This is a genomic window from Paraburkholderia tropica (genome assembly GCF_900109265.1).
Lineage (GTDB): Bacteria > Pseudomonadota > Gammaproteobacteria > Burkholderiales > Burkholderiaceae > Paraburkholderia > Paraburkholderia tropica.
In genome coordinates this window covers 198485-219345 of sequence record NZ_FNZM01000015.1, presented here as the reverse complement: position 1 = coordinate 219345, position 20861 = coordinate 198485, and the positions used below count along the sequence as shown (strand labels likewise).

General features: G+C 66.2%; 17 protein-coding genes. 2 read left to right on the top strand and 15 right to left on the bottom strand.

Features of this window, described 5'->3' with window-relative positions:
* Positions 1 to 82: 82 nt before the first annotated feature.
* Positions 83 to 2305 carry a GAF domain-containing protein gene (locus tag BMY06_RS25375; protein ID WP_074985989.1) on the top strand — a complete coding sequence of 741 codons (2223 nt, stop codon included), beginning with the start codon at positions 83 to 85 and terminating at the stop codon, positions 2303 to 2305.
* Positions 2306 to 2460: 155 nt separating this feature from the next.
* Positions 2461 to 3192, top strand: a complete 732-nt coding sequence (locus BMY06_RS25370; protein WP_074985987.1) for a DeoR/GlpR family DNA-binding transcription regulator — start codon at positions 2461 to 2463, stop codon at positions 3190 to 3192.
* A 69-nt stretch (positions 3193 to 3261) separates the two neighbouring features.
* Here BMY06_RS25370 and BMY06_RS25365 read toward each other — a convergent pair whose 3' ends face one another.
* The 15 genes from BMY06_RS25365 to BMY06_RS25295 all read right to left on the bottom strand — a co-directional run bounded on the left by BMY06_RS25365 (position 3262) and on the right by BMY06_RS25295 (position 20768).
* Positions 3262 to 4302 carry an ABC transporter permease gene (locus BMY06_RS25365; protein WP_065065013.1) on the bottom strand — a complete coding sequence of 347 codons (1041 nt, stop codon included), beginning with the start codon at positions 4300 to 4302 and terminating at the stop codon, positions 3262 to 3264.
* A gap of 88 nt (positions 4303 to 4390) precedes the next feature.
* Positions 4391 to 5923, bottom strand: coding sequence for a sugar ABC transporter ATP-binding protein (locus tag BMY06_RS25360; protein WP_065065012.1), 1533 nt, complete (start codon positions 5921 to 5923; stop codon positions 4391 to 4393).
* A 94-nt stretch (positions 5924 to 6017) separates the two neighbouring features.
* Positions 6018 to 7022 (bottom strand): autoinducer 2 ABC transporter substrate-binding protein, encoded by a 1005-nt coding sequence (locus tag BMY06_RS25355; protein WP_065065011.1) that lies wholly within the window; start codon positions 7020 to 7022, stop codon positions 6018 to 6020.
* Positions 7023 to 7122: 100 nt separating this feature from the next.
* The gene (locus tag BMY06_RS25350) at positions 7123 to 8154 is read right to left on the bottom strand and encodes an ABC transporter permease (RefSeq protein WP_065065037.1); all 1032 of its coding nucleotides are present in this window, start codon (positions 8152 to 8154) and stop codon (positions 7123 to 7125) included.
* 84 nt (positions 8155 to 8238) lie between these two features.
* Complete coding sequence (locus BMY06_RS25345) at positions 8239 to 9177, bottom strand: ribokinase (protein WP_065065010.1); 939 nt, start codon at positions 9175 to 9177, stop codon at positions 8239 to 8241.
* Entirely contained in the window at positions 9174 to 9662 is a 489-nt protein-coding gene (locus BMY06_RS25340; RefSeq protein ID WP_074985985.1) for an RbsD/FucU family protein, read from the bottom strand. The genes BMY06_RS25345 and BMY06_RS25340 overlap by 4 nt, the downstream gene beginning before the upstream one ends.
* A 94-nt stretch (positions 9663 to 9756) precedes the next feature.
* Positions 9757 to 12138 carry an aldehyde dehydrogenase family protein gene (locus BMY06_RS25335; RefSeq protein ID WP_074985983.1) on the bottom strand — a complete coding sequence of 794 codons (2382 nt, stop codon included), beginning with the start codon at positions 12136 to 12138 and terminating at the stop codon, positions 9757 to 9759.
* A gap of 62 nt (positions 12139 to 12200) precedes the next feature.
* Positions 12201 to 13244, bottom strand: a complete 1044-nt coding sequence (deoC, locus tag BMY06_RS25330) for a deoxyribose-phosphate aldolase (protein ID WP_074985981.1) — start codon at positions 13242 to 13244, stop codon at positions 12201 to 12203.
* A 204-nt stretch (positions 13245 to 13448) separates the two neighbouring features.
* Complete coding sequence (locus tag BMY06_RS25325; RefSeq protein WP_074985979.1) at positions 13449 to 15071, bottom strand: FGGY-family carbohydrate kinase; 1623 nt, start codon at positions 15069 to 15071, stop codon at positions 13449 to 13451.
* A 54-nt stretch (positions 15072 to 15125) separates the two neighbouring features.
* The gene (locus BMY06_RS25320) at positions 15126 to 15854 is read right to left on the bottom strand and encodes an SDR family oxidoreductase (RefSeq protein ID WP_065065005.1); all 729 of its coding nucleotides are present in this window, start codon (positions 15852 to 15854) and stop codon (positions 15126 to 15128) included.
* Between the two features lie 20 nt (positions 15855 to 15874).
* On the bottom strand, positions 15875 to 17131 hold the full coding sequence (locus BMY06_RS25315) for a sugar ABC transporter permease (RefSeq protein ID WP_074986034.1): 1257 nt from the start codon (positions 17129 to 17131) through the stop codon (positions 15875 to 15877).
* Positions 17132 to 17142: 11 nt separating this feature from the next.
* Positions 17143 to 17964: an ATP-binding cassette domain-containing protein gene (locus tag BMY06_RS25310; protein WP_065065004.1), complete on the bottom strand. Its 822-nt coding sequence runs from the start codon at positions 17962 to 17964 to the stop codon at positions 17143 to 17145.
* Between the two features lie 91 nt (positions 17965 to 18055).
* Positions 18056 to 19114 (bottom strand): ABC transporter substrate-binding protein, encoded by a 1059-nt coding sequence (locus tag BMY06_RS25305; RefSeq protein WP_074985977.1) that lies wholly within the window; start codon positions 19112 to 19114, stop codon positions 18056 to 18058.
* Between the two features lie 129 nt (positions 19115 to 19243).
* Positions 19244 to 20179, bottom strand: a complete 936-nt coding sequence (locus BMY06_RS25300) for an AraC family transcriptional regulator (RefSeq protein ID WP_244144405.1) — start codon at positions 20177 to 20179, stop codon at positions 19244 to 19246.
* A 397-nt stretch (positions 20180 to 20576) separates the two neighbouring features.
* Positions 20577 to 20768 (bottom strand): hypothetical protein, encoded by a 192-nt coding sequence (locus tag BMY06_RS25295; protein ID WP_074985976.1) that lies wholly within the window; start codon positions 20766 to 20768, stop codon positions 20577 to 20579.
* Between the last annotated feature and the right edge of the window lie 93 nt (positions 20769 to 20861).

Here is a 20861-nt window from a genome sequence, read left to right as displayed (position 1 = left end):
GCATGCTTCGCGGACAATGCGAAAGTTACGCAAAAGCCGCAGGCCCTCTGCGCGCGTCCGTCAGAGCCGAAGCCACCCGACCTTGAACAAGCCCGAAATCGCTGAAATCGTCGCGAACTGCGACCGCGAGCCGATTCATCTGCTGGGCCGCGTCCAGCCGCATGGCGCGCTGCTGTGCTTCGACACGCAAGGCCGCCTGATCGCGCGCAGCGCCAACGCGCGCGAGTGGCTCGGCGCCGTGCCCGAACTGGGCGAGCCGATCACCGACCTTCATTTGAGCCCGCTCTCGCGCCAGACGATCCGCGCCGCGCTCGCCGACCGCGAGATGACGAGCGAGAGCGTCGAGTGCAAGGGCGCGTCGGGCGAGCGCTTCGATCTCATCATGCATTGGACCGACGACACGCTCGTCATCGAGTTCGAACAGATCAGCCTGAAGTCGCCGGCCGCCACGCAGTTCGCGCTGTTCGCGCAGCGCGCGATCCAGCGTTTGCAGGCCGCGCGCCACGAGAACGTGGGGCAGTTGCTGCAAGCCGCTGCCGAAGCGATCCGCGCGATGACCGGCTTCGACCGCGTGATGGGCTATCGTTTCATGGCCGACGGCAGCGGCGAAGTCATCGCCGAAACCCGGCGCGACGACCTGCCCGCCTACCTGCAGCAGCGCTATCCCGCGAGCGATATTCCGCAGCAGGCGCGCCGCCTCTACGTGCTCAATCCGATCCGCCTGATCGCCGACGTGAACGCCGAGCCGGTGCCGATCGAGCCGCCGCTGCATCCGCAAACGGGCATGCCGTTCGACCTGAGCCATTCCGTGCTGCGCAGCGTCTCGCCGATCCATATCGAGTATCTGCGCAACATGGGCGTGGCGGCGTCGATGAGCGTGTCGATCATCCGCGACGGCAAGCTCTGGGGCCTCTTCGCCTGCCATCACATGACGCCCTATCGCGCATCGCATGCGGTGCGGCTTTCGTCGACGGTGCTCACGCAGATCGTGTCGATTCTCGTCGGCCAGATCGAGGCGACCCAGCGCGCCGACGCCGACCGCCGCATCCACGACCTGCGCGCGCGCATCGCCGGCGAACTCGCGCAAGCCGACGCGCCGCTCGCCGGACTCGCGCGCGCCGCGCCCGACATTGCCGCGCTCGTCGACTGCGAAGCGGTCGCGCTCGTCGTCGATCACGAAGTGGTGCCGCGCGGCAAGCACGCCGACGCCGTATGCCGCGAAACGCTGCTCGAACTCGCACAACACATGGCGCGCACGCGCGTCGATCATCTGGCCTGTTCGAGCGCCGCCGACGCGCTGCCCGAAACGCTCGCGCAAGGACTCGCCGCGAGCCGCGCGGCGGGCTGCCTCGCGATCCAGATGCAGGGCGACAGCCGCATCACGATCGTGTGGCTGCGCGACGAACTGGTCGAAACGATTCATTGGGCCGGGCCGCCCGACAAGGTCGTGGCGCAAGGCCCGAACGGCCCGCGCCTCACGCCGCGCGGCTCGTTCGAAGTCTGGAAGCAGACCGTCACGGGCCGTTGCCGCGACTGGAGCGAATTCGATCAACTGGCCGCGCGCGAACTGCGCTCGATCCTGCAGGAAATCGCGCTCGTGCAGATGCGCGAATCGGAGCGCGCGAGAACCACGCTGCTCGCCACGCTCGGCCACGATCTGCGCGATCCAATCCAGACCATCAACATGGCGATGCTGCTGATGGGGCGCGGCCTCGCCTCCGGCAACGACACGGTCAAGCGCGTGGAAGGCTCGACGCGGCGCATGCAGTCGCTGATCGGCTATATCCTCGACGTGAGCCGCATCCGCTCGGGCATGGGGCTCGGCCTCAAGCGCGAGGACGCGCCGCTGCGCGAGCTGCTCGAATCGGTCGCCGAACAGACGCGCCTCGCGCATCCGGGCATGATGCTCGACGTGCACATCGACGGCGACCTCGGCAACGCCTATATCGACCCGGACCGGCTTGCGCAGGCGCTCACCAACCTGCTCGGCAACGCGCGCAAGCACGGCGACGCGCGCGAAGGCGTCACGCTCGCCGCCACGCTCACGAGCGAAGGACCGCGCATCGAGATCCGCAATCGCCTGCTCGAACGTCCGGCCGCGCCGTTCGAACGGCTGCTCGATCCGTTCAAGAGCGGCTCACTCGACAATCCGTCCAACCGCGGCGGACTCGGCCTCGGCCTGTATATCGCGCACGCGATCGTCAAGGGTCACGACGGCACGCTCACGGGCGCGTTCAGCGACGACGAAGCGTGCATCCGCATCGTGTTGCCCGCAGCTTCCGCACTGCCCGAGCGCACGTCGTAACGCATCCCTTAACACGCATAAAACACGCTTAAAAACGCGTGCAAATCTGCATTGGCGGTCACACGGGCATCCCGCCTTGTTATAATCCGATCAAGTTATCGATACAAATCTAACGGATTTTGCGCCCCTCCCCGGCGCGCAAGGCGGACGATCACATGGCCAAACCCGACCGGCTGCAGGCGCTCGCCGACGCGCTCGCCCAACACAACGTCATGCATCTGAAGGACGCGGCCGCGCTGCTCGGCGTGTCCGAAATGACCGTGCGGCGCGACATCGGCGCGAATCCCGAGCGCTTTACCTATCTCGGCGGCTATATCGTCAGCGCCGAGCACGTGCCCAACGCCGCCGGCTATTCGCTCGAACACGAGAAGGATCACTTCGCGGCAGCCAAGGCGCAGGCGTCGGCGCATGCGGCGCGTCTGATCGCCGAAAACGACACCATTTTCATCGATTGCGGCACCACGCTTGCCGCGTTCGCGCGCCTGATTCCCGCGCATCTGCAGATCACGGCCGTGTGCTATTCGCTGAACGTGGCCGAAGTGCTGCGACGCATGCCCAACGTGCGCATGATCTTGCTGGGCGGCGTGTACGTGCCGTCGTCGGACTCGTTCGCGGGCGACGAAAGTCTGGAGATGCTGCGCCGAATGGGCATCAACAAAGCCTTTATTTCAGCGGGCGGCATCGACGAAGCGCGCGGCGTGACGTGCTGGAATTTCCACGAAGTGGCGCTCAAGCAGGCCGCGATGGCGAGCGCCGTCGAAAGCCATCTCGTTGCGGACGCAAGCAAAATCGGCGTCGTCAAAGCGTGGCGATTCGCGCAGATGGGCGACTTCGCGTCGGTCATCACCGAGAAAGGCGCCGCGCCGCGCAAACGCAACAAGGCCTGAATGCGCGACGGGCGGCCCGTGCACTACACGGCCGCCCGTTTGCTGGTTTGTTGACGACGTCGATAAAACTCAGCCGCGCCGGCGCAGCGCGAACAACGTCCCCGCAACCAGAATGAACGCGCCGATCACCACCTTCTGCCAGGTGCTCGGCACGCCGATCAGAATCAGCACGTTATTGATGAGCGTGACGAGCGCCACGCCCAGCAGCGTGCCGACCACCGTCCCGCTGCCGCCCGTGATGCGCGCACCGCCAAGAATCACGGCGGCGATCACGTCGAGTTCCGAACCCACCAGATCGAACGGATTGGCGAGCCGCGTGTTCGAGACGTGCAGAATGCCCGCCACGCCCGCCAGAAAACCCGTGTAGCCGAACACGAACAGACGGATCGCGCGCAGATTGAAGCCGAGGCGTTCCGCGATCGCCGTGCTGCCGCCCATCGCGTAGACGCCACGTCCCATCATCGTGCGATTGAGCAGCCACCACGTGAGCAGCGCGGCCAGCACGAGCGCGATCGCGGACGCGGGCAGCACCGCGTTGAGCCCGTCGGCGGTCTTGTAGGCGATCAGCGGAATGCGCCCGAAATGATCCATGCTGTGCGGGATATTCATGAAGAACACCGTGCCGACGAAAGTCAGCAGCATCCCGCGATACAGATACTGCGTGCCGATCGTCACGATCAGCGAAGGCGCCTGCAAACGATGCACGAGCAGCCCGTTGATCATGCCCAGCAAAACGCCGCCCACCGCGCCCGCGACGAGAATCAGCGCGAACGGCGCATCGGGCCACCAGGCGAACACGGCCTTGGTGATCGCGTACATCGTCAGCGCGCCGATGGCCGTGAACGACACGTCGATGCCGCCCGACGCCAGCACCACGAGCGTGCCGAGCGCGAACAGCGAGGTCGTGGTCGCCGAATGCAGCAGGTCGAACAGCGTGGCCCACTGAAAGAAGCGCGGATTGATCGACGCCACAACCACGCAGGTAATGACGATCAGCGTACCGGTGAACCACTCCGGATTGCGCGCGAGTTTCGCGCGCCAGTTCAGCGGCGGCGACTGACGCGCGACTTCGACGGTGTTGGACGTGCTCATGGTCTGATTCATGCTCATGCGGTTGCCTGCTGCGTGTGATTCATTGGGCGAAGCGACATTGGGCGAAACGACATCGGACGAAACGGCAATGAATGCGCGGCGTGCATCACGCGGCCTCCGCGAGCAGCGCGCGATACAGCTCGGCTTCGGTCAAGCCTTCGGCGCGATGCTCCTCGGCGATGCGGCCTTTACGCATCATCAACACGCGATCGCTGTTTTGCAGCAGTTCCGGCAAGTCGTCGCTCACGAGCAGAATGCCGATGCCGCGCTCCGAAAGCCGCTGCATGATGCGATAGATGATGTCCTTCGATCCCACGTCCACGCCCACGGTCGGGCCATGCAGAATCAGCACGCGCGGATCGATCGCGAGCCAGCGGCCGATCAGCACGCGTTGCTGGTTGCCGCCCGAGAGCGACTGCACGGCCTTCTCCACGTTCGGCGTGGCGATCTGCAATTCCTTCACGGTGTCTTCGGCGAGCGCGCGGGCGCGCACGCGGTCGATCTGGCCGAAGCGGTCGCGCAGGCTGGAAATCATCGCGGTGATCACGTTGTCGCGAATCGGCTTGTCGAGAAAGAGCCCTTCGTTCAGGCGGTCTTCCGGCACGTAGCCGATGCGCGCGCGTTTGGCGTCGGCGGGCGTGGCCAGCGAGATGGCTTGCCCTTCGAGCGTGATGCTGCCGCTTTGCGCGGGCGCGACGCCCGCGAGCGCGCGCGCGAGTTCGTTGCGGCCAGAATCGAGCAACCCCGTGATGCCGAGAATCTCGCCGCGATGTAGCGTGAACGACACGTCGCGAAACGCGCCCGCGCGCGCGAGACCGCGTACGTCGAGCAAGACGTTCGCATCCGCCGACGCGGCGCGATAACGCTCGGTCGACAGCGAACGGCCCGTCATCAGTTCGCTCAACTGCGCCTTGGTGTAATTCGTGATCGGCCCTTGCGTGACTTTCTGGCCGTCGCGCAGCACGATCACTTCGCCGCCGATCGCATAGCATTCGTCGAGCTTGTGGCTCACGAACAGCACGGTCACGCCGCTCGCGCGCAACTGCGCGAGCACGGCGATCAGGTTCGTCACTTCCTTTTGCGTGAGCGAGGTCGTGGGTTCGTCCATGATGACGAACTTCGCCTCGCTCGCGATGGCGCGCGCAATCGCCACAAGTTGGCGCGTCGCGAGCGGCAATTGTTCGATCAGCGTGGCCTGAAAATCGGCGTCGCCGGGCAAGCCCACCGCGTTGAGCGCGCGCGCCGCCGTGCGCGCGAGTTCGCGCCGGTCGAAGGTGCGCGAGAGGCGCCCGCCGTGTTCCGCGAGTTCCGCCGTGAGGCCGACGTTCTCGGCCACGTTCATGTTCGGCAGCAGCGAAAGGTCCTGATAGACAGTCTCGATGCCCGCCGCGAGCGATTCGAGCGGCGACAGACTCGCATGATGCGCGCCGTCGATCACGATCTCGCCTTCGTCGGGCGGCTGCGCGCCCGAGATGATCTTGATGAGCGTGCTCTTGCCGCAGCCGTTCTCGCCGAGCAGGTGATAGATCTGCCCGCGCTCGAACGTGAGCGTAACGCCGCGCAGCGCGTGCACGCCCGTGAAGCGCTTGTGCACGCCGAGCACCTGCAATAACGGTTCCGAAGCCATATCCTCACTCATCCCGATCCGGTCACTCGCTTAGATCGCGCGCCGCGCGCTTCGCCTCTCAGCAAAAACGCGCGCCGCGTTCAACGCGAACTTCAAGTTCGCGCGATCAGAAGTTGTATTGCTTGTAGTTCGACTTGTCGACGCTCACCCAGCCCTGGCCGCGCACGATGATGCCCTTGCCCGGACCCTTCGACACGGTCACCTTCTCGTAGCCCGGCAAGCCGAGATTCGCGCCGTTCTCCACGGTCTTGCCGTCGAGCAGCAGCTTCGCGATCTTGTTCATCGCCATGCCCGCGAGCTTCGGGTCCCAGAACGCGATGCCGTTGATCGCACCGCTTTCGAGGTACTTGCCCGCCTCGGTCGGCAGACCCGTGCCGTACACGCAGATCTTGCCTTGCAGGCCCGCTTCCTCGACCGCGCGGCCGATGCCGATCACGTCGAGCGACGACGAACCCTGGAAGCCCTTCAGGTCCGGATGCTTGCGCAGCGTTTCCTTCGCGACTTCATAGGCGCGCTCGCCGTCGTTATTGGTTTCGAGGTTGGTCTCCACGAGCTGCATCTTCGGATACTTCTTCTTCGCGTTGTCGATGCCGCCGTTCGCCCATTGCACCTGCGAGCGGCTGCCGAGCGAGCCGACCAGCGTTGCCCACTTGCCTTCGCTGTGCATGCAGGTCGCGAGACGGTCGTTGAGCGCCGCGCCATAGGCGCTGTTGTCGAAGGCCTCGACATCGACCATCGTGTTCTTCTCGTTGTCGGCTTCGTGCGTGACGACCTTGATGCCGCGATCCATCGCCTTCTTGAGCGCCGGTTCGAGCGTGGGCGGATCGTAGGGCACCACCGCGATCGCGCTCACTTTCTTCGCGATCAGGTCGTCGATGATCTTCAGTTGCTGCGCGGCGTCGGCGCGGCCCGGACCGGTCTGATAGACGGTGATGTTCGGATTGTCCTTGCCGAACTCCTTCACGCCCTCTTCCATGCGGTTGAACCAGCTAATGCCGGTCACTTTCACCACCGTGACGATGGTCTGCTTGTCCTGCGCCTGCGCCGCGGCGAACGTGCCCGCCGCGAGTGCGCCCGCCGCGAGCGCCATGCTGAGTCGTTTGAGCTTCATGTTGTCTCCTTGTTGTTCGCTGTCGCCCCGAAATGTCTGGCGGCGGACGCCCGAGGCCCGATGTCCGCGCGCTGTATTGCTTTGCCTGCGCTGCTTCGCTTCAACCGGGCCGCTTGCGCGCGCCCTGCGCCGCGCCGAGTCCGAAGATCGAGCGCACGCGTTCCGCGCCCGCGAAGGCCAGCGAGAGCAGCAGCAAAAGGCCCCACGCGCAATCGCCGAAGAATTGCGACACGCCCATCAGGTTGAACAGGCTCGACAGGAATTGCAGCACCGTCGCGGCAAAAAACACGCAGATGATGCGTCCATAGCCGCCCGACGGATTCACGCCGCCCATCACCGCAATCAGGATCGCGATCAGCAGATACGAATTGCCGTAATCCCATTTCGCGCTGAGCGTGTGCGAGACGCTCACGAGGCCCGCGAGCGACGCGAGCACGCCGCACATCGCGTAGGTGGTAATCAGCATGCGCGCGCGCGGAATGCCCGCATAGAACGCGGCGCGCTGATTCGTGCCCATCAGATAGAGCCGCAGACCGAAGGGCGTGCGCCGCAGCAGCCAGCCGAGCACGATCACCACCGCGACGAACAGCAGAAACGAGATCGGCACCTGAAAGAAGCTGCCGTTGCTGATATCCGCGAGCGGTTCGACATAGTCGACGTGCACGGACGCGCCGTTGCTCAGCGCCACCGCGATGCCCGTGAACAGCAGTTGCGTGCCGAGCGTACAGAGAATCGGCGTGAGGCCGAGCCGCGCGATCACGACGCCGTTGAGCAGCCCGCCGATCAAACCCATGCCCACCACGATCACGCAGAACAGCGCCGTGTAGAGCACGGGCGAGTCGTCGCCGCTCACAACATGCGGCACGATCAGCGCCGCGATCATGCCGGAGAGATTCGCGAGCCCCACGCCGGACAAATCGATGCCGCCGTTACCCGACAGCATCGACAGCATGATGCCGAGCGCGAGCAGCGCGACTTCGGGCAACTGCGAACCCATCGACTGCAGATTGTCGATGCCGACGAACTGGCCGTGCGAGATCGCGATGGCGACCAGCACGACGAGCAGGTTCACGGCCAGCAGAAAATTCAGTTGCCGGTCGCCGAAACATCGAGCCAAAAACGAAGCCTTCATGGACATCATCCTTTGCGTGTGCGTCAGCGCGCGCCGCGCCTTATTTGCGCCTTATTTGCGCCTTATTTGCGCTTCATTTGCGCTTCAATGCGCCGCGGCGGGCGTGCGGGCGAGCATCGCGTCCACCTCCGCGCGCGTGGGCATGGACGGCGCGGTGCCCGGCCGCGTCACCGAAATGCCGGCCAGCGCGCAGCCGAAGCGCGTGGCCGCGAGCGCGTCGTCGCCGCGCGCGAGCGCCGCCGCGAAACCGCCCGTGAAGCCGTCGCCCGCGCCCGCCGTTTCCACGACCGGCCCGCATTGATACGCGGGCAGCAGCACCGAGGCCTCGCGCGTGTGCAGCAGCGCGCCCGCCTCGCCAAGCGTGACGATGACCGCGCCCGCACCTTTCGCGAGCAACACGTCGGCGGCGCGGCGCGCGTCGTCGGCATTGCGCACGGCGATGCCGGTGAGCGCGGCGGCTTCGGTTTCGTTCGGCGTGACGTAATCGCAGAGCGCGTAAATGTCGTCGGGCAGCGCCATCGCGGGCGCCGGATTGAACACCGTCGTCACGCCATGCCGGCGCGCGATTTCGAGGCCGCGCCGCGCCGCGTCGAGCGGCTGTTCGAGCTGCGTGACGAACACGCGCGACGCCGCGATATCGGCTTCGATCGCTTCGGCGTCGGCGGCGGCCATCGTGCCGGCCGCGCCCGGCGCCACGATGATCGCGTTCATGCCCGTGGTTTCGTCGACGAAGATATGCGCCGCGCCCGTCGCCATGCCGTCGATGGCCGGCGCGCGCGCGGTGATGCCTTCGGCGGCCCACGTCGCGCGTGCGATCTCGCCGAACGCGTCGTTGCCCAGACGCGTGCAGAACACCACGTCCGCGCCCGCGCGCGCCGCCGCCACCGCCTGATTCGAGCCCTTGCCGCCAGGCCCCATCGCGAACGCCGAGCCCGCGATGGTCTCGCCGATCACCGGCATGCGGCTCGCGCGAAACGCGAGATCGGTCACATAGATTCCGAGGATGACGACGCGCTCGCTCATCGTCCCGGCTCCTGCGCGGTCTTTGCGCCCGGCGCATCGGGCGCGAGAATCACGCCTTTGGTGAAGACGAAGCAGCCGTAGCCGCGCGCCTCGCCCGTGGCGATCACGCAATAGGCCTTGCGCGCGCGGGCGTAGAACGCGTGGCGCTCGATTCCCGCGAACGGCACGGCGCGGCCTTCGGCGGCGTCGACCTCGGCTTGCGCTTCGCGCTGCACGGTGGGAATCGTGTCCGGTTCGCCGACCACTTCCATGCGCATCGCGGGCGTTTCCACGAAGATGTCGAGCGGCAGCACCGAGAGAATGGCGCGCACGGCACGCGGCGCGTCGGCGCCGTCCATGCGCAGAAGCTTGCCGAGCACTGTCGCGCGTGCGACGGAGTCGGCCGGGAAATTCGCATCGCAGACGATCAGTTCGTCGCCATGACCCATCGCACGCAGCGCCTGCAAGACGTCGGCGTTCAGCAGCGGGTCCAGATTCTTCAGCATGAATGTCTCCTCCGTAGAGTGTGCGGCGCGCGCGTTTGTATTTATGCGCTCGCGTGCCGCTTAATCAATCACTGTCGATCAGCCTCAGTCACCCTCAATCACCATAAGGAATCCAGATGTTCTTCACCTGCACTGCGTGACGCAGCAACGGCAGTCCCGCATTCGCGCGATCGAACCAGTCGAACTGCTTGCCGTAATCGACGAAGGTGCGCTTGAGATTGCCGACCGATTCGCGCTCCGCGAGCGCCGAATCGGCCGCCGTGCCGAAGCACCAGAGCGCGTCCACGTCGTCATGTTTCGCGAGCGCGGGTAGCAAGGCCGCGCGCTCGCCGGTCAGAATATTGAGCACGCCCGCGGGCACGTCCGAGGTCTCCACGACCTGATAAAAATCCGTGGCCGCGAGCGGGTTCGTTTCGCTCGCGAGCACCACCACGCGATTGCCCATCGCCAGCGCGGGCGCGACGAGCGACACGAACGCGAGCAGCGGCGCTTCGTCCGGACATGCGATGCCGATCACGCCGAGCGCTTCGTGCATCGCGAGCGCCACGCCGCGCAGCGGCGGCGTATGCACCGCGCCGTCGAACTTGTCGGCCCACGCGGCGTAGCTGAAGAGACGGTCGATGGCGGCGTCCACTTCGCGCGTGGCCGCGCGTGCGTCGTAACCGGCACGGCGCACGAGCTGACGCGCGAATTCTTCGGCGCGCGCGCTGAGATTTTCCGCGAGGTAGTACAGCACCTGGGCGCGATTGTGCGTGCTCGCCTGCGTCCACTTTTGCGCGCCGCGCGCGGCGGCCACGGCGTCGCGCACGTCCTTGCGGCTGCCCGCGCCGACTTCGCCGACCCACTCGCCATTCGGCGCGTAGACCGGATGCGAATAGCCGCTGTCCGGACGCACCTGCTTGCCGCCGATAAAGAGCTTCGCCGTTCGGTCGAGCGCATTGCCCGACACGCCCGCTTCCTGACGCTGGGCGTTCTGCGCGCGCGTCGCGCGCATCGGCAGCTTGCTCCAGTCGGCAGGCTTCAGATATTCGTAGACGCCTTCGCGTCCGCCCTCGCGCCCGAAGCCCGATTCGCGATAGCCGCCGAAGCCCACGCTCGCATCGAACAGATTCGTCGCGTTGATCCACACGACGCCGCATTGCAGACGCGGTGCGATATCGAGCGCGCGCCCGATGGTCTCGCTCCACACGCTGGCCGCGAGTCCGTAGCGCGAATTGTTGGCGAGCGCCACGGCTTCCTCGGGCGTGCGAAAACTCATGGCCGCGAGCACCGGGCCGAAGATTTCTTCCTGCGCGAGCGTCGACGCGGGCGCGACGCCGGTCACGAGCGTCGGCGGATAGAAACAGCCGCCCGCGGGCAACGCGACGTCCGCCGGTTGAAAGACTGTGCAGCCCTCGCGCTTGCCCGTTTCCACGAGCGATCGGATGCGTTCGAGCTGCACCGGATCGACGATCGCGCCGATATCGATGCCCTTGTCGAGCGAATTGCCCACGCGCAGCGTGTTCATGCGGCGCTTGAGTTTGTCGATGAAGCGCGCTTCCACGCCTTCCTGCACGAGCAGGCGCGAACCGGCGCAGCACACCTGGCCCTGGTTGAACCAGATCGCGTCGACCACGCCTTCGACCGCGCCGTCGAGATCGGCATCGTCGAACACGATGAACGGCGACTTGCCGCCCAGTTCGAGCGTGAGCGACTTGCCCGATCCCGCCGTGGCGGTGCGAATGTGGCGGCCCACTTCGGTCGAGCCCGTGAAGGCGATCTTGTCGACGCCCGGTTGCTCGACGAGCGCCGCGCCCGTGCCGCCGTCGCCCGTCACCACGTTGAGTACGCCCTTCGGCAGGCCCGCGCGATGCGCGAGTTCGGCGAACAGCAGCGCCGTGAGCGGCGTGTATTCGGCGGGCTTGAGCACCACGCAGTTACCGAACGCGATGGCGGGTGCGACCTTCCACGCCAGCATCAGCAGCGGAAAATTCCACGGCACGATCTGGCCGATCACACCGAGCGGCGACCAGCCGGATAGTTCGGTATCCTGAAGTTGCGCCCAGCCCGCGTGATGCAGGAAATGACGCGCGACCAGCGGCACGTCGATGTCGCGCGTTTCGCGAATCGGCTTGCCGTTGTCGAGCGCTTCGAGCACGGCGAACAGACGGCTGTGCCGCTGCACCATGCGCGAGAGCGCGTACAGATGACGCGCGCGCGCCGCGCCGCCGAGCGCCTGCCAGGCGGGCTGCGCCGCGCGCGCCGCCGCGACGGCTGCGGCGACATCGTCGGCGTTGCCTTGCGCGACTTGCGCGAGCGGCTCGCCCGTGGCGGGCGCGCGCACCTCGAAGCGCTCGCCGCCTGCGGGCGCACGCCACGCGCCGTCGATGAAGTGGCCAAACACGCCTTCGTGCTGCGCGAGCCACGCGCGCACGGGCTGATCGTCCTCGGGGGCGGGACCGTAATCCATCGTTCGAAAGTACTCGGCTACGCTCATCGGTGTGGTCTGGTCAAGATGACTGCGTGTGACTGCGTATCACTGCGCGCGGCTCGCCGCGATCAGGCGACGGGGTGGCGATGGAACGCGGAATAGCGCCCGCTCACGTAATGTTCGAGCTGGCGCTCGATATCGGCGAGCAGACTCGACGCGCCGAAGCGGAACAGCTCCGGTTCGAGCCAAGGCCGCCCCAACTCTTCCTTCATCAGGATCTGGTACGCGAGCGCCGATTTCGCCGTGGAAACGCCGCCCGCCGGTTTGAAACCCACCAGCACGCCGGTGTGTTCGCGATACTCGCGGATCATGCGCACCATCACGAGCGAGACGTCGAGCGTGGCGTTCACGCCTTCCTTGCCCGTCGACGTCTTGATGAAGTCCGCGCCCGCCATCATGCAGACCATCGAGGCCTTCGCAATGTTCGACAGCACGCGGATGTCGCCGGTCGCGAGAATCGCTTTCAGATGCGCCTCGCCGCAGGCCGCGCGGAACTCGCGCACTTCGTCGTAAAGCGCGCGCCAGTTGCCCGTGAGCACATATTCGCGCGTAACGACGATGTCGATTTCGCGCGCGCCGTCGGCCACCGAGGCTTCGATTTCCTTGAGCTTGAGCGCGTGCGGATTGAGCCCCGCCGGAAAGCCCGTGGAGACCGCCGCGACCGGAATGCCGCTGCCTTCGAGCGCGTCGACGGCGGCCGCCACGAAGCGGTGATAGACACACACCGCGCCGGTCTGGATCGACTCCGGCGCCATGCCGAGCGCCGCAAGCAGGTCGGCGCGCACCGGATGCCGCGCCTTCGCGCAGAGACGGCGCACGCGGCCTTCGGTGTCGTCGCCGCTGAGCGTGGTGAGGTCGATGCAGGTGATGGCTTTCAGCAGCCACGCGGCCTGCGCGTCTTTCTTGACGGCGCGGCGCGTGCCGAGTGTGGCCGTGCGGCGTTCGACGGCGGATTGATTGACGCGCAGCGCGTCGATCCACGCGGTGTCGAACGCCGTGCCGGGATTGCGCTCGATGTGCGCGGCCGGCGTGCCGGACACGACAGACGCGGCGGGCGCGGCGTGGCGCAACGCGACGACGGATTGCTGGGAGGCTTCAGACGCTGTAGGCATACGCTTTGAGCTGGATTAGGCTGGCGCGGTCTGGCGAGCGAATTTGTGCAATGCACATCAAACCGTGATGGTTTATTTGCACACATCCTATACCGATGAAACGATCGTGACAATACTCGTTACAATCGTATCGCTAACGTTAGCAAGCTGACGTTAAGCAAGCCGGCGTGAGCAATCTGTCGCGCGGCCTGCGTCGAAACCTCGTCAGCGGATCGCGCGCGCCACGCCTTGCAGTTGACGGAACGCGTCGTAGCGCGCGTCGTGCAGCGCGGCGATTGCACCGGCGGCGGGCGCATGCGTCGCGCCGATCCGCGACATCGCGGACATCGCCGTGCGCACGTCGCCATACATCCCGCCCGCCACGCCGCCGAGCATCGCCGCGCCGAGCAGCACGGGTTCGTCGGCTTGCGTCACGAGCACGGGTTTGCCGGTCGAATCGGCGAGCAACTGGCGCACCAGATCGAGCCGCCCGGCCCCGCCGCTGATCACCACGCGATCGACCGCCGCGCCCGCCGCCGCCTGCACCTCGATAATCTGCCGCAGCCCGTAGCCGATACTCGCGATGCCCGCGATATAGAGCGCGACGAGGCTCTCGCGATCCGTCTCCATGCCGAGGCCCGCGATCACCGCGCGTGCGTGCGGATCGGCGAACGGCGCGCGGTTGCCGAGGAATTCGGGCACCACGTGCAGCCCGTCGGCCAGCGCGATCGCGCCGGAGAGATCGCCGCCCTGTTGCGCCGCGAGCGAGGCCAGCATGACCGGCAGCGACTGCCCTTCGCTCGCCGCGCGGCGCTGCATCTCGGGCGCGAGCGGATGCATCGCGAGCAGACGCTCGATGGCCGCGCCCGCCACCGACTGGCCGCCTTCGTTCAACCACGTGTGCGGCACCATCGCCGAGTAATACGGACCCCAGACGCCCGGCACGAACACCGGTTCGCGCGTGGTCGTCATCGTGCACGACGAGGTGCCGAACACGTAGGCGAGACACGATTCGGGCGCGCCGTCCGCGCCCACGGTGCCGATACCGCCCGCGTGCGCGTCGATCACGCCCGCCGCCACCGGCGTGCCCGCGCGCAAGCCGAGTTCGGCGGCAGCCTGCGCGGTCAGTCCCTGTCCGAGCGGCGTGCCCGGTTCGACCACGCGCTCGCCGATGCGCACGAAGCCTTCGTCGGCGAGCACGTCCAATCCCACCGCGCGGAAATAGCTCTCGTCCCAGCGCTGTTCGTGCGCGAGATAGGTCCACTTGCAGGTCACGGTGCAGGTCGAACGCGCGAGGTCACCGCTCGCGCGCCACGTGAGGAAATCGGTGAGATCGAAGAACTGCCAGGCGGCGTCGAACACGGCGGGCCGATGTTCGCGCAGCCACAGCAGCTTGGGCGTTTCCATCTCCGGAGAAATTTTGCCGCCGACGAACTTGAGCACCGCGTGGTTCGTCGCGTTGATACGCTCGGCCTGCTCGACGGCGCGATGATCCATCCACACGATAATGTCGCGCTGCGCCTGTTCTGAAGGCCCAACGGGCAAGGACTGGCCGCCCTCGCCCAGCACGACGAGCGAACAGGTGGCGTCGAAACCGATCCCGGCAATCTGCGTCGGCTCCACGTTCGCCTGCGCCAGCGCGTCCTTCACCGACCGGCACACGGCGTTCCAGATTTCGCCGCTCGACTGTTCGACGATGGCGCCGCTTTCGTGAAAGACCGTGATGTCGTGCTTCGCAGAGGCCACCATGCGGCCGTCCGGATCGAAAATACCGGCGCGGGCGCTGCCCGTGCCGACGTCCACGCCGATCGCGTAACGCGTGGCGGCGTTCAAGGTGTCAGAGGTCATGGCTCATTCAACAGGAAAAATAGATCGCGGCAAATTACCTGGCATCCCTGATGATCAGAGATCGACACTGCTCGGCAAAATCACGAGGTCGCGAATCGTCACGTTGCGCCCGCGCGTGAGCATGAACACCACCGCTTCCGCGACCTCGACCGGCTGCATCAGGCTGCCCGCGGCCAGCGCCTCTTCCATCTTCGCCTTCGGCCAGTCGTCGAGCAACGCGGTCACGACCGGCCCCGGCAGCACCGCGCCCACGCGCACGCCGTGCTTCGCGACCTGGCGGCGCGTCGTATGCACGAAGGCCTGCACGGCGAACTTCGACGCCGTGTAGATCGGCTCCCACACCACCGGCACCACGCCCGCGACCGAACTCGTGAAGAGAATGTCGCCCGACTTCTGCGCGACCAGATGCGGCAGCACCGCATGCACCGAGCGAAACGCGGCGTTGACGTTGAGATTGAGCATGCGGTCCCATTCGTCGGGATCGCCGCTCGTCACGTCGCCGCCCACATAAGTGCCCGCGTTCGCGTGAAAGATGTCGAGACCGCCCGCGAGTTGCAGGATCTTCGGCAGCATCGCCGAGACTTCCGCGGGTTGCAGCAGATCCACCTGCAAGGGCAAGGCGTTCGGACCGAGTTCGGCACAGCACGACGCGAGCCGATCCTGCGCGCGGTCGATCAGCACGACTTTCGCGCCCTGCGCGATCAGCGCGCGCGCGCATTCGAAGCCGATACCCGACGCCGCGCCCGTGATGGCGGCCACCTTCCCTTTGATCGATTCAGACATGGAGTCTCCGGATTATGGTTTTACGCGCGGCCGTGCGAGACACGCGAGCGGCGCGCGAGCGAGTCGACGATCACCGCGATCGCCAGCACCGCGCCGGTAATCATGAAGCGCAGCGACGACGAGAGATTGAGCAGCGTGAGGCCGCTTGCGATCGACTGGATCACGATGATGCCGAGCACCGCCGACCACGCGGTGCCGCGTCCGCCGAACAGGCTCGTGCCGCCGATCACGGCCGCCGCGATGGCATTGAGGTTGACGTCGCCGGTGCCGGCCTGCTGACTCGCCGAAGCGAGCCGCGCCGCCGTGAGCACGCCGCCGAGCGCGGCGAAGCTCGCGCACAGCACGAACGCGCTCGTATAGATGGCGCTGACCTTGATGCCCGCGCGGCGCGCCGCTTCGCGGTTGCCGCCCACGGCGTTCATCGAACGGCCCCAGCGCGTGCGCTTGAGCGCGTAATCCATGGCGACGGCGAGGCCGAGAAAGACGGCGAACATCAACGGCACGCCACGTCCGCGATCGAGATAGCTGACAACGACTTCGAGGAACACGGTGAGAATCGCGCCGCGCGCCACGAGGCTGCCGATCGACGGCGCCGAGAGCCGCGCCGCGCGCCGACGCTCGCGCGTGCGCAGTCCGGTCAGCACGATGGCCACGCCTGGCAGCAAGGCGATCACATGCGAGACCATCGCCGGAATGATCATCAGCTGGCCGAAGTTCACCATCGTCGAACCGTACGGCAGATTGATCGAGCCGTCGGTGCCCAGCACGTAGAGTTGCAGGCCGAGAATCGCCAGCAGGCCCGCGAGCGTCGAGACGAAACTCGGCATGCCGAGCCGGTTCAGCAGCAGCGCGTAGAGCGCACCGACGATGCCGCCCACCACCACGGCGGCCGCGATGGCGAGCAGCACGGGCCAGCCCTGATTGACCCAGAGCGTGCCCACGAGCGCCGAGGCGAAGCCGCTCATCGAGCCGACCGAGAGATCGATCTCGCCCACCAGCAGCACGCAGACGATGCCGAGCGAAATCACGCCGACCGTCGAGCAGTCGAACAGCAGATTGACGAGATTGTCGGCGGAAAGAAAGACCGGATTCAGGCTCGTGAACACGGTCCAGATGATGACGAGGCCCACGATCACGGGCAGCGAGCCGAGATCGCCCGAGCGGATCCGGTCGACGAAAGCGGAAACGGTGTCGCCGAGACCGGCTGCGTGCTTCACGCGCACGTCGCTGCGGTCGAGCAGCGGCGAAGGCGGCGCGCTATGGGTGTCCTTGCTCATGATGGTGCCTTTCACTGTACGTCCTGTTGCGATTGCGGCGTGGCCGCCTGGCGGCGTCCCGCGCGGCGCGAGACGGCGTTTTCGGTCGCGCCCGTGATGGCGGCCACCAGTTCCGCGTTGGAGGAATCGGGATAGAACACGCCGTTGTTGCGGCCGAGGCGCAGCACCACGATGCGGTCCGCGACGGCGCGCACGTCTTCCATGTTGTGACTGATCATGATGACCGCGTGACCCCGGTCGCGCACGCGCTCGATCAGGTTCAGCACTTCGGCGGTCTGCGCGACGCCGAGCGCGGCCGTGGGTTCGTCGAGCATGATGAGTTTGGGATCGAGCAGCAGCGAACGCGCGATCGCCACCGTCTGGCGCTGGCCGCCCGAGAGCGACGCCACCACGTCGCGCACGCTCGGAATGCGCGCCGACAATTCGTTGAGCAACGTCCACGCGCGCACTTCCATCTGCACTTCGTCGAGACGCAGCGGGCTCAGCTCGCGGCCGAGAAAGATGTTGGCGACCACGTCGAGGTTCTCGCACAGCGCGAGGTCCTGAAACACGGTGGCGATGCCGAGATCGAGCGCCGTCGCCGGATCGGAGAGCACGACATCCTGGCCGCGAAACGTGATGGTGCCGGCGCTCGGCTGATGCACGCCCGCGAGAATTTTCACCAGCGTGGATTTGCCCGCGCCGTTGTCGCCGACGAGGGCGACCACTTCGCCCGCGCGCACGTCGAGCTCGATATCGGTCAGCGCGGACACCGCGCCGAAGTGCTTCGAGACGCCGCGCAGGCTCAACACGATTTCGCCCGGCGGCGCGTGGGGCGTGGAGGGTTCAGTCATGAAAGGAGACTCCTGAGTGCTGCCGGCGGGACCGGCACGTGCCGCGCCCCGCCGTCGATACGATGGCTCTACGACCTGCTTATCAAGTCAATTAGTTAGCAATGCCGAGCTTCTTGCAACCATCCGCATAGCGGCCCGTGCACAGATCCTTGCCGCTCGCGAAACCCTTGTCGACGACTTCCGCCTTGAGGTTCTTCGCCGTGATGACCGCCGGCTTGAAGAGTTGCGTGGGCGTCTTGTAGAGCGTCGTTTCGCCCTTCGGCGTCTGGCCCGAGAGGAAGCTCACGGCCACCTTCGCCGCCGCGCCCGCCACGATCTCGCTGGGCTTGAGAATCGTGTTGTACTGGTCGCCCGCGATGATCAGTTGCAGGCCCGCGAGCGTCGCGTCGTTGCCGGTCACGGGCGGCACGGGATTCACGCCGGCGGCTTTGAACGCGGCGATGGTGCCGCCCGCCGTGCCGTCGTTGGCCGCCACCACGCCCACGATCTGCGTGCTGAAGCGCGTGATCTGGCCGCTCACCCACTGCTGCGCCTTGGGCGGCGCCCACTCGGGCGTGTCGTATTCGGCGAGCGTCTTGAAGCCGCTGCCTTCGAGCCCTTCGTGAATGCCCTTCTTGATGAGCCCTGCCGCGGCGTCGGTCGGCGAACCGTTGACTTCGAGCACGCCGCCCTTCGCGGCCGCCACGCCGCTTTCCTTGAGATGCTGCACGAGCGACTGCGCGATCGACTTGCCGATCTCCTCGTTATCGAACGACACGTAGTAGTCGGCGGGCGTCGACGGCACCGGACGGTCGTAAGCGATGACCTTGATGCCCTGGCTCTGCGCCATGTGCACGAGCGAGGCGGCCGCCGTCGAATCGACCGGATCGAGCACGATCACTTTCGCCCCCTGCGAGATCACCGAATTGAACTGTTGCTGCTGTTGCGAAGCGTCGGCGTTGGCGTTCTGGTAGAGCACCTTGCAGTCCGGACAAAGCTTGGCCATCTCGGCATTGAAGCCCGGAAAGTCGTGCTGCTCGTAGCGCGTGGACGCATGGTCGGGCATCAGGAACGCGACCGTACCGCCGGGCGCGGCGTGCGCCGCCTGACCGACCGTGAGCGCGGCACCCAGCAGGGCTGCGCCGATCGCGAAGTTCGAAAGCGTGTTCATCGGGTGTCTCCGTTGTTTTGAAAAATTGTTGGATGATTTTTAGGTGCGACCGGGTGACGGAAACGAATCCGCCGCTAAAACACCTGCAAACAGACGTGAAAGGATGCGTGCCGTCGAGCGCTCGACGCGCTAGACGATCGCCGCGCCCTGCGCCGATTCACTCGCGCTCGCCGCATTCACGCGATGCCACGCGCGCCAGCGCGACGGCGGCATATCCTTGAGCAACAGAAACTGGCGATTGAAGTTCGAGAGATTATTGAAACCGACGCGATAACAGATATCCGTAATCGTGAGCTGCCCGGACAACAGCAACTGGCACGCGAGATCGATGCGCAAGCGGTTCACGTACTGCACGAACGGCAAGCCCGTGTGCCGCCGGAAGTAACGCGAGAACGCACTCACGCTCTGCCCCGACAGTTCCGCCAGCTCCGTCTCGCGCAATTCCTGCGACAGGTTCTTGCCGATGAACGCCAGCACGTGATTGATGCGCGTGCCCGCATAGCGCGTCGGATCCGCGCGATAGGCGGCGCTCGCGAGCTTCGCGGGTTCCACGCCTTGCGCGAGCAATTCGAACAGTTCGATGAACAGCACGATGCGCCGCAGCCCTTGCGCACCGAGCATCTCGCGCATGATCGGCTCGGCGGCCGCGCCCGTTTCGGGCGTGAACAGCAAACCCCAGCGCGACGCGTCGAGCAGCGGCGCGACGCGCCGGAACTCGGGAAAGGCGTCGATCGTGCGCGCGATGAAGTCCGCGTCGAATTGCAGGACGAGGCAACGTTCGTCGACGCGCTCGCCGCCCGCCACGCTGCTCACCCAGTTATGCGGCAGGTTCGCCCCCATCATCACGAGATTGCCGGGCTCGAAATTGCCGATGTAATCGCCAACGAAGTACTTGCCCGTCGTCGAGGTGATCAGGTGAATTTCATACTCGGGATGAAAATGCCAGCGCACCGTCCGGTACGGATAGCCGTGCGACCAGACCTTGAACGACTCGTCGCGCGGCACGGCCACCAGTTCGAGGTCCGGCTGGTCCATGCGCGCGGGACGGCCGTCCTTGTGCGCCATGGCTTGCGCCGTACCCGGGTGACTTGCTGGCCTCTCCGCTTGCATCGCTCCTCCTGCGCCTTTTGCTGGTTTTTTCTTTGCGGCTCGCGGCCCGCGCGAGGGCGGCCGCCATGGTTGAAAAAGTAACCGCATCAGCGGCGCTTCACCACTGAAAATAAGACCGCCAACTGATACTTTTTTGCATTCGGGTAAGTCCGTATCGTCGGAAAAGTCAACTTTTGTGCAGGGCAACAGCGTTGCCGATGCCTTGCGCATCGGCGGCGGAAAACGGGGTCACAGAAGCCGCGCCGTCATCGAGAAAGGAAACGCGGGACGAAAAAAAGCGCCTGCCCGCAGATGCGAGCAAGCGCCGGTCCGGCATGCGGCGCGCGAAGCACGCGCCGCTATCGCGCGACGATCAATAGCCGTAACGCGGTTGATGATGACGCGGACGTTGATGATGCCAGCGCACCGGATGGCAACGGCGCTCAGGGTGGCCATGAATCCACACGCGGTGGCATTCCATGCGCGGATGTGCGCTGGCAGCTTGAGGAATGGCGATCGCCGACGTGGCGACCAGGGCGGCGGCGAGCATGACACGCTTGAGCATGGGGACTTCGATCTCCGGTTTGTGGATGGGGCCCGGATGGTGCCACAAAGCGCGCGAGCGCGCAGTCGCGGCCACAGGATGCGGGCGTCGATC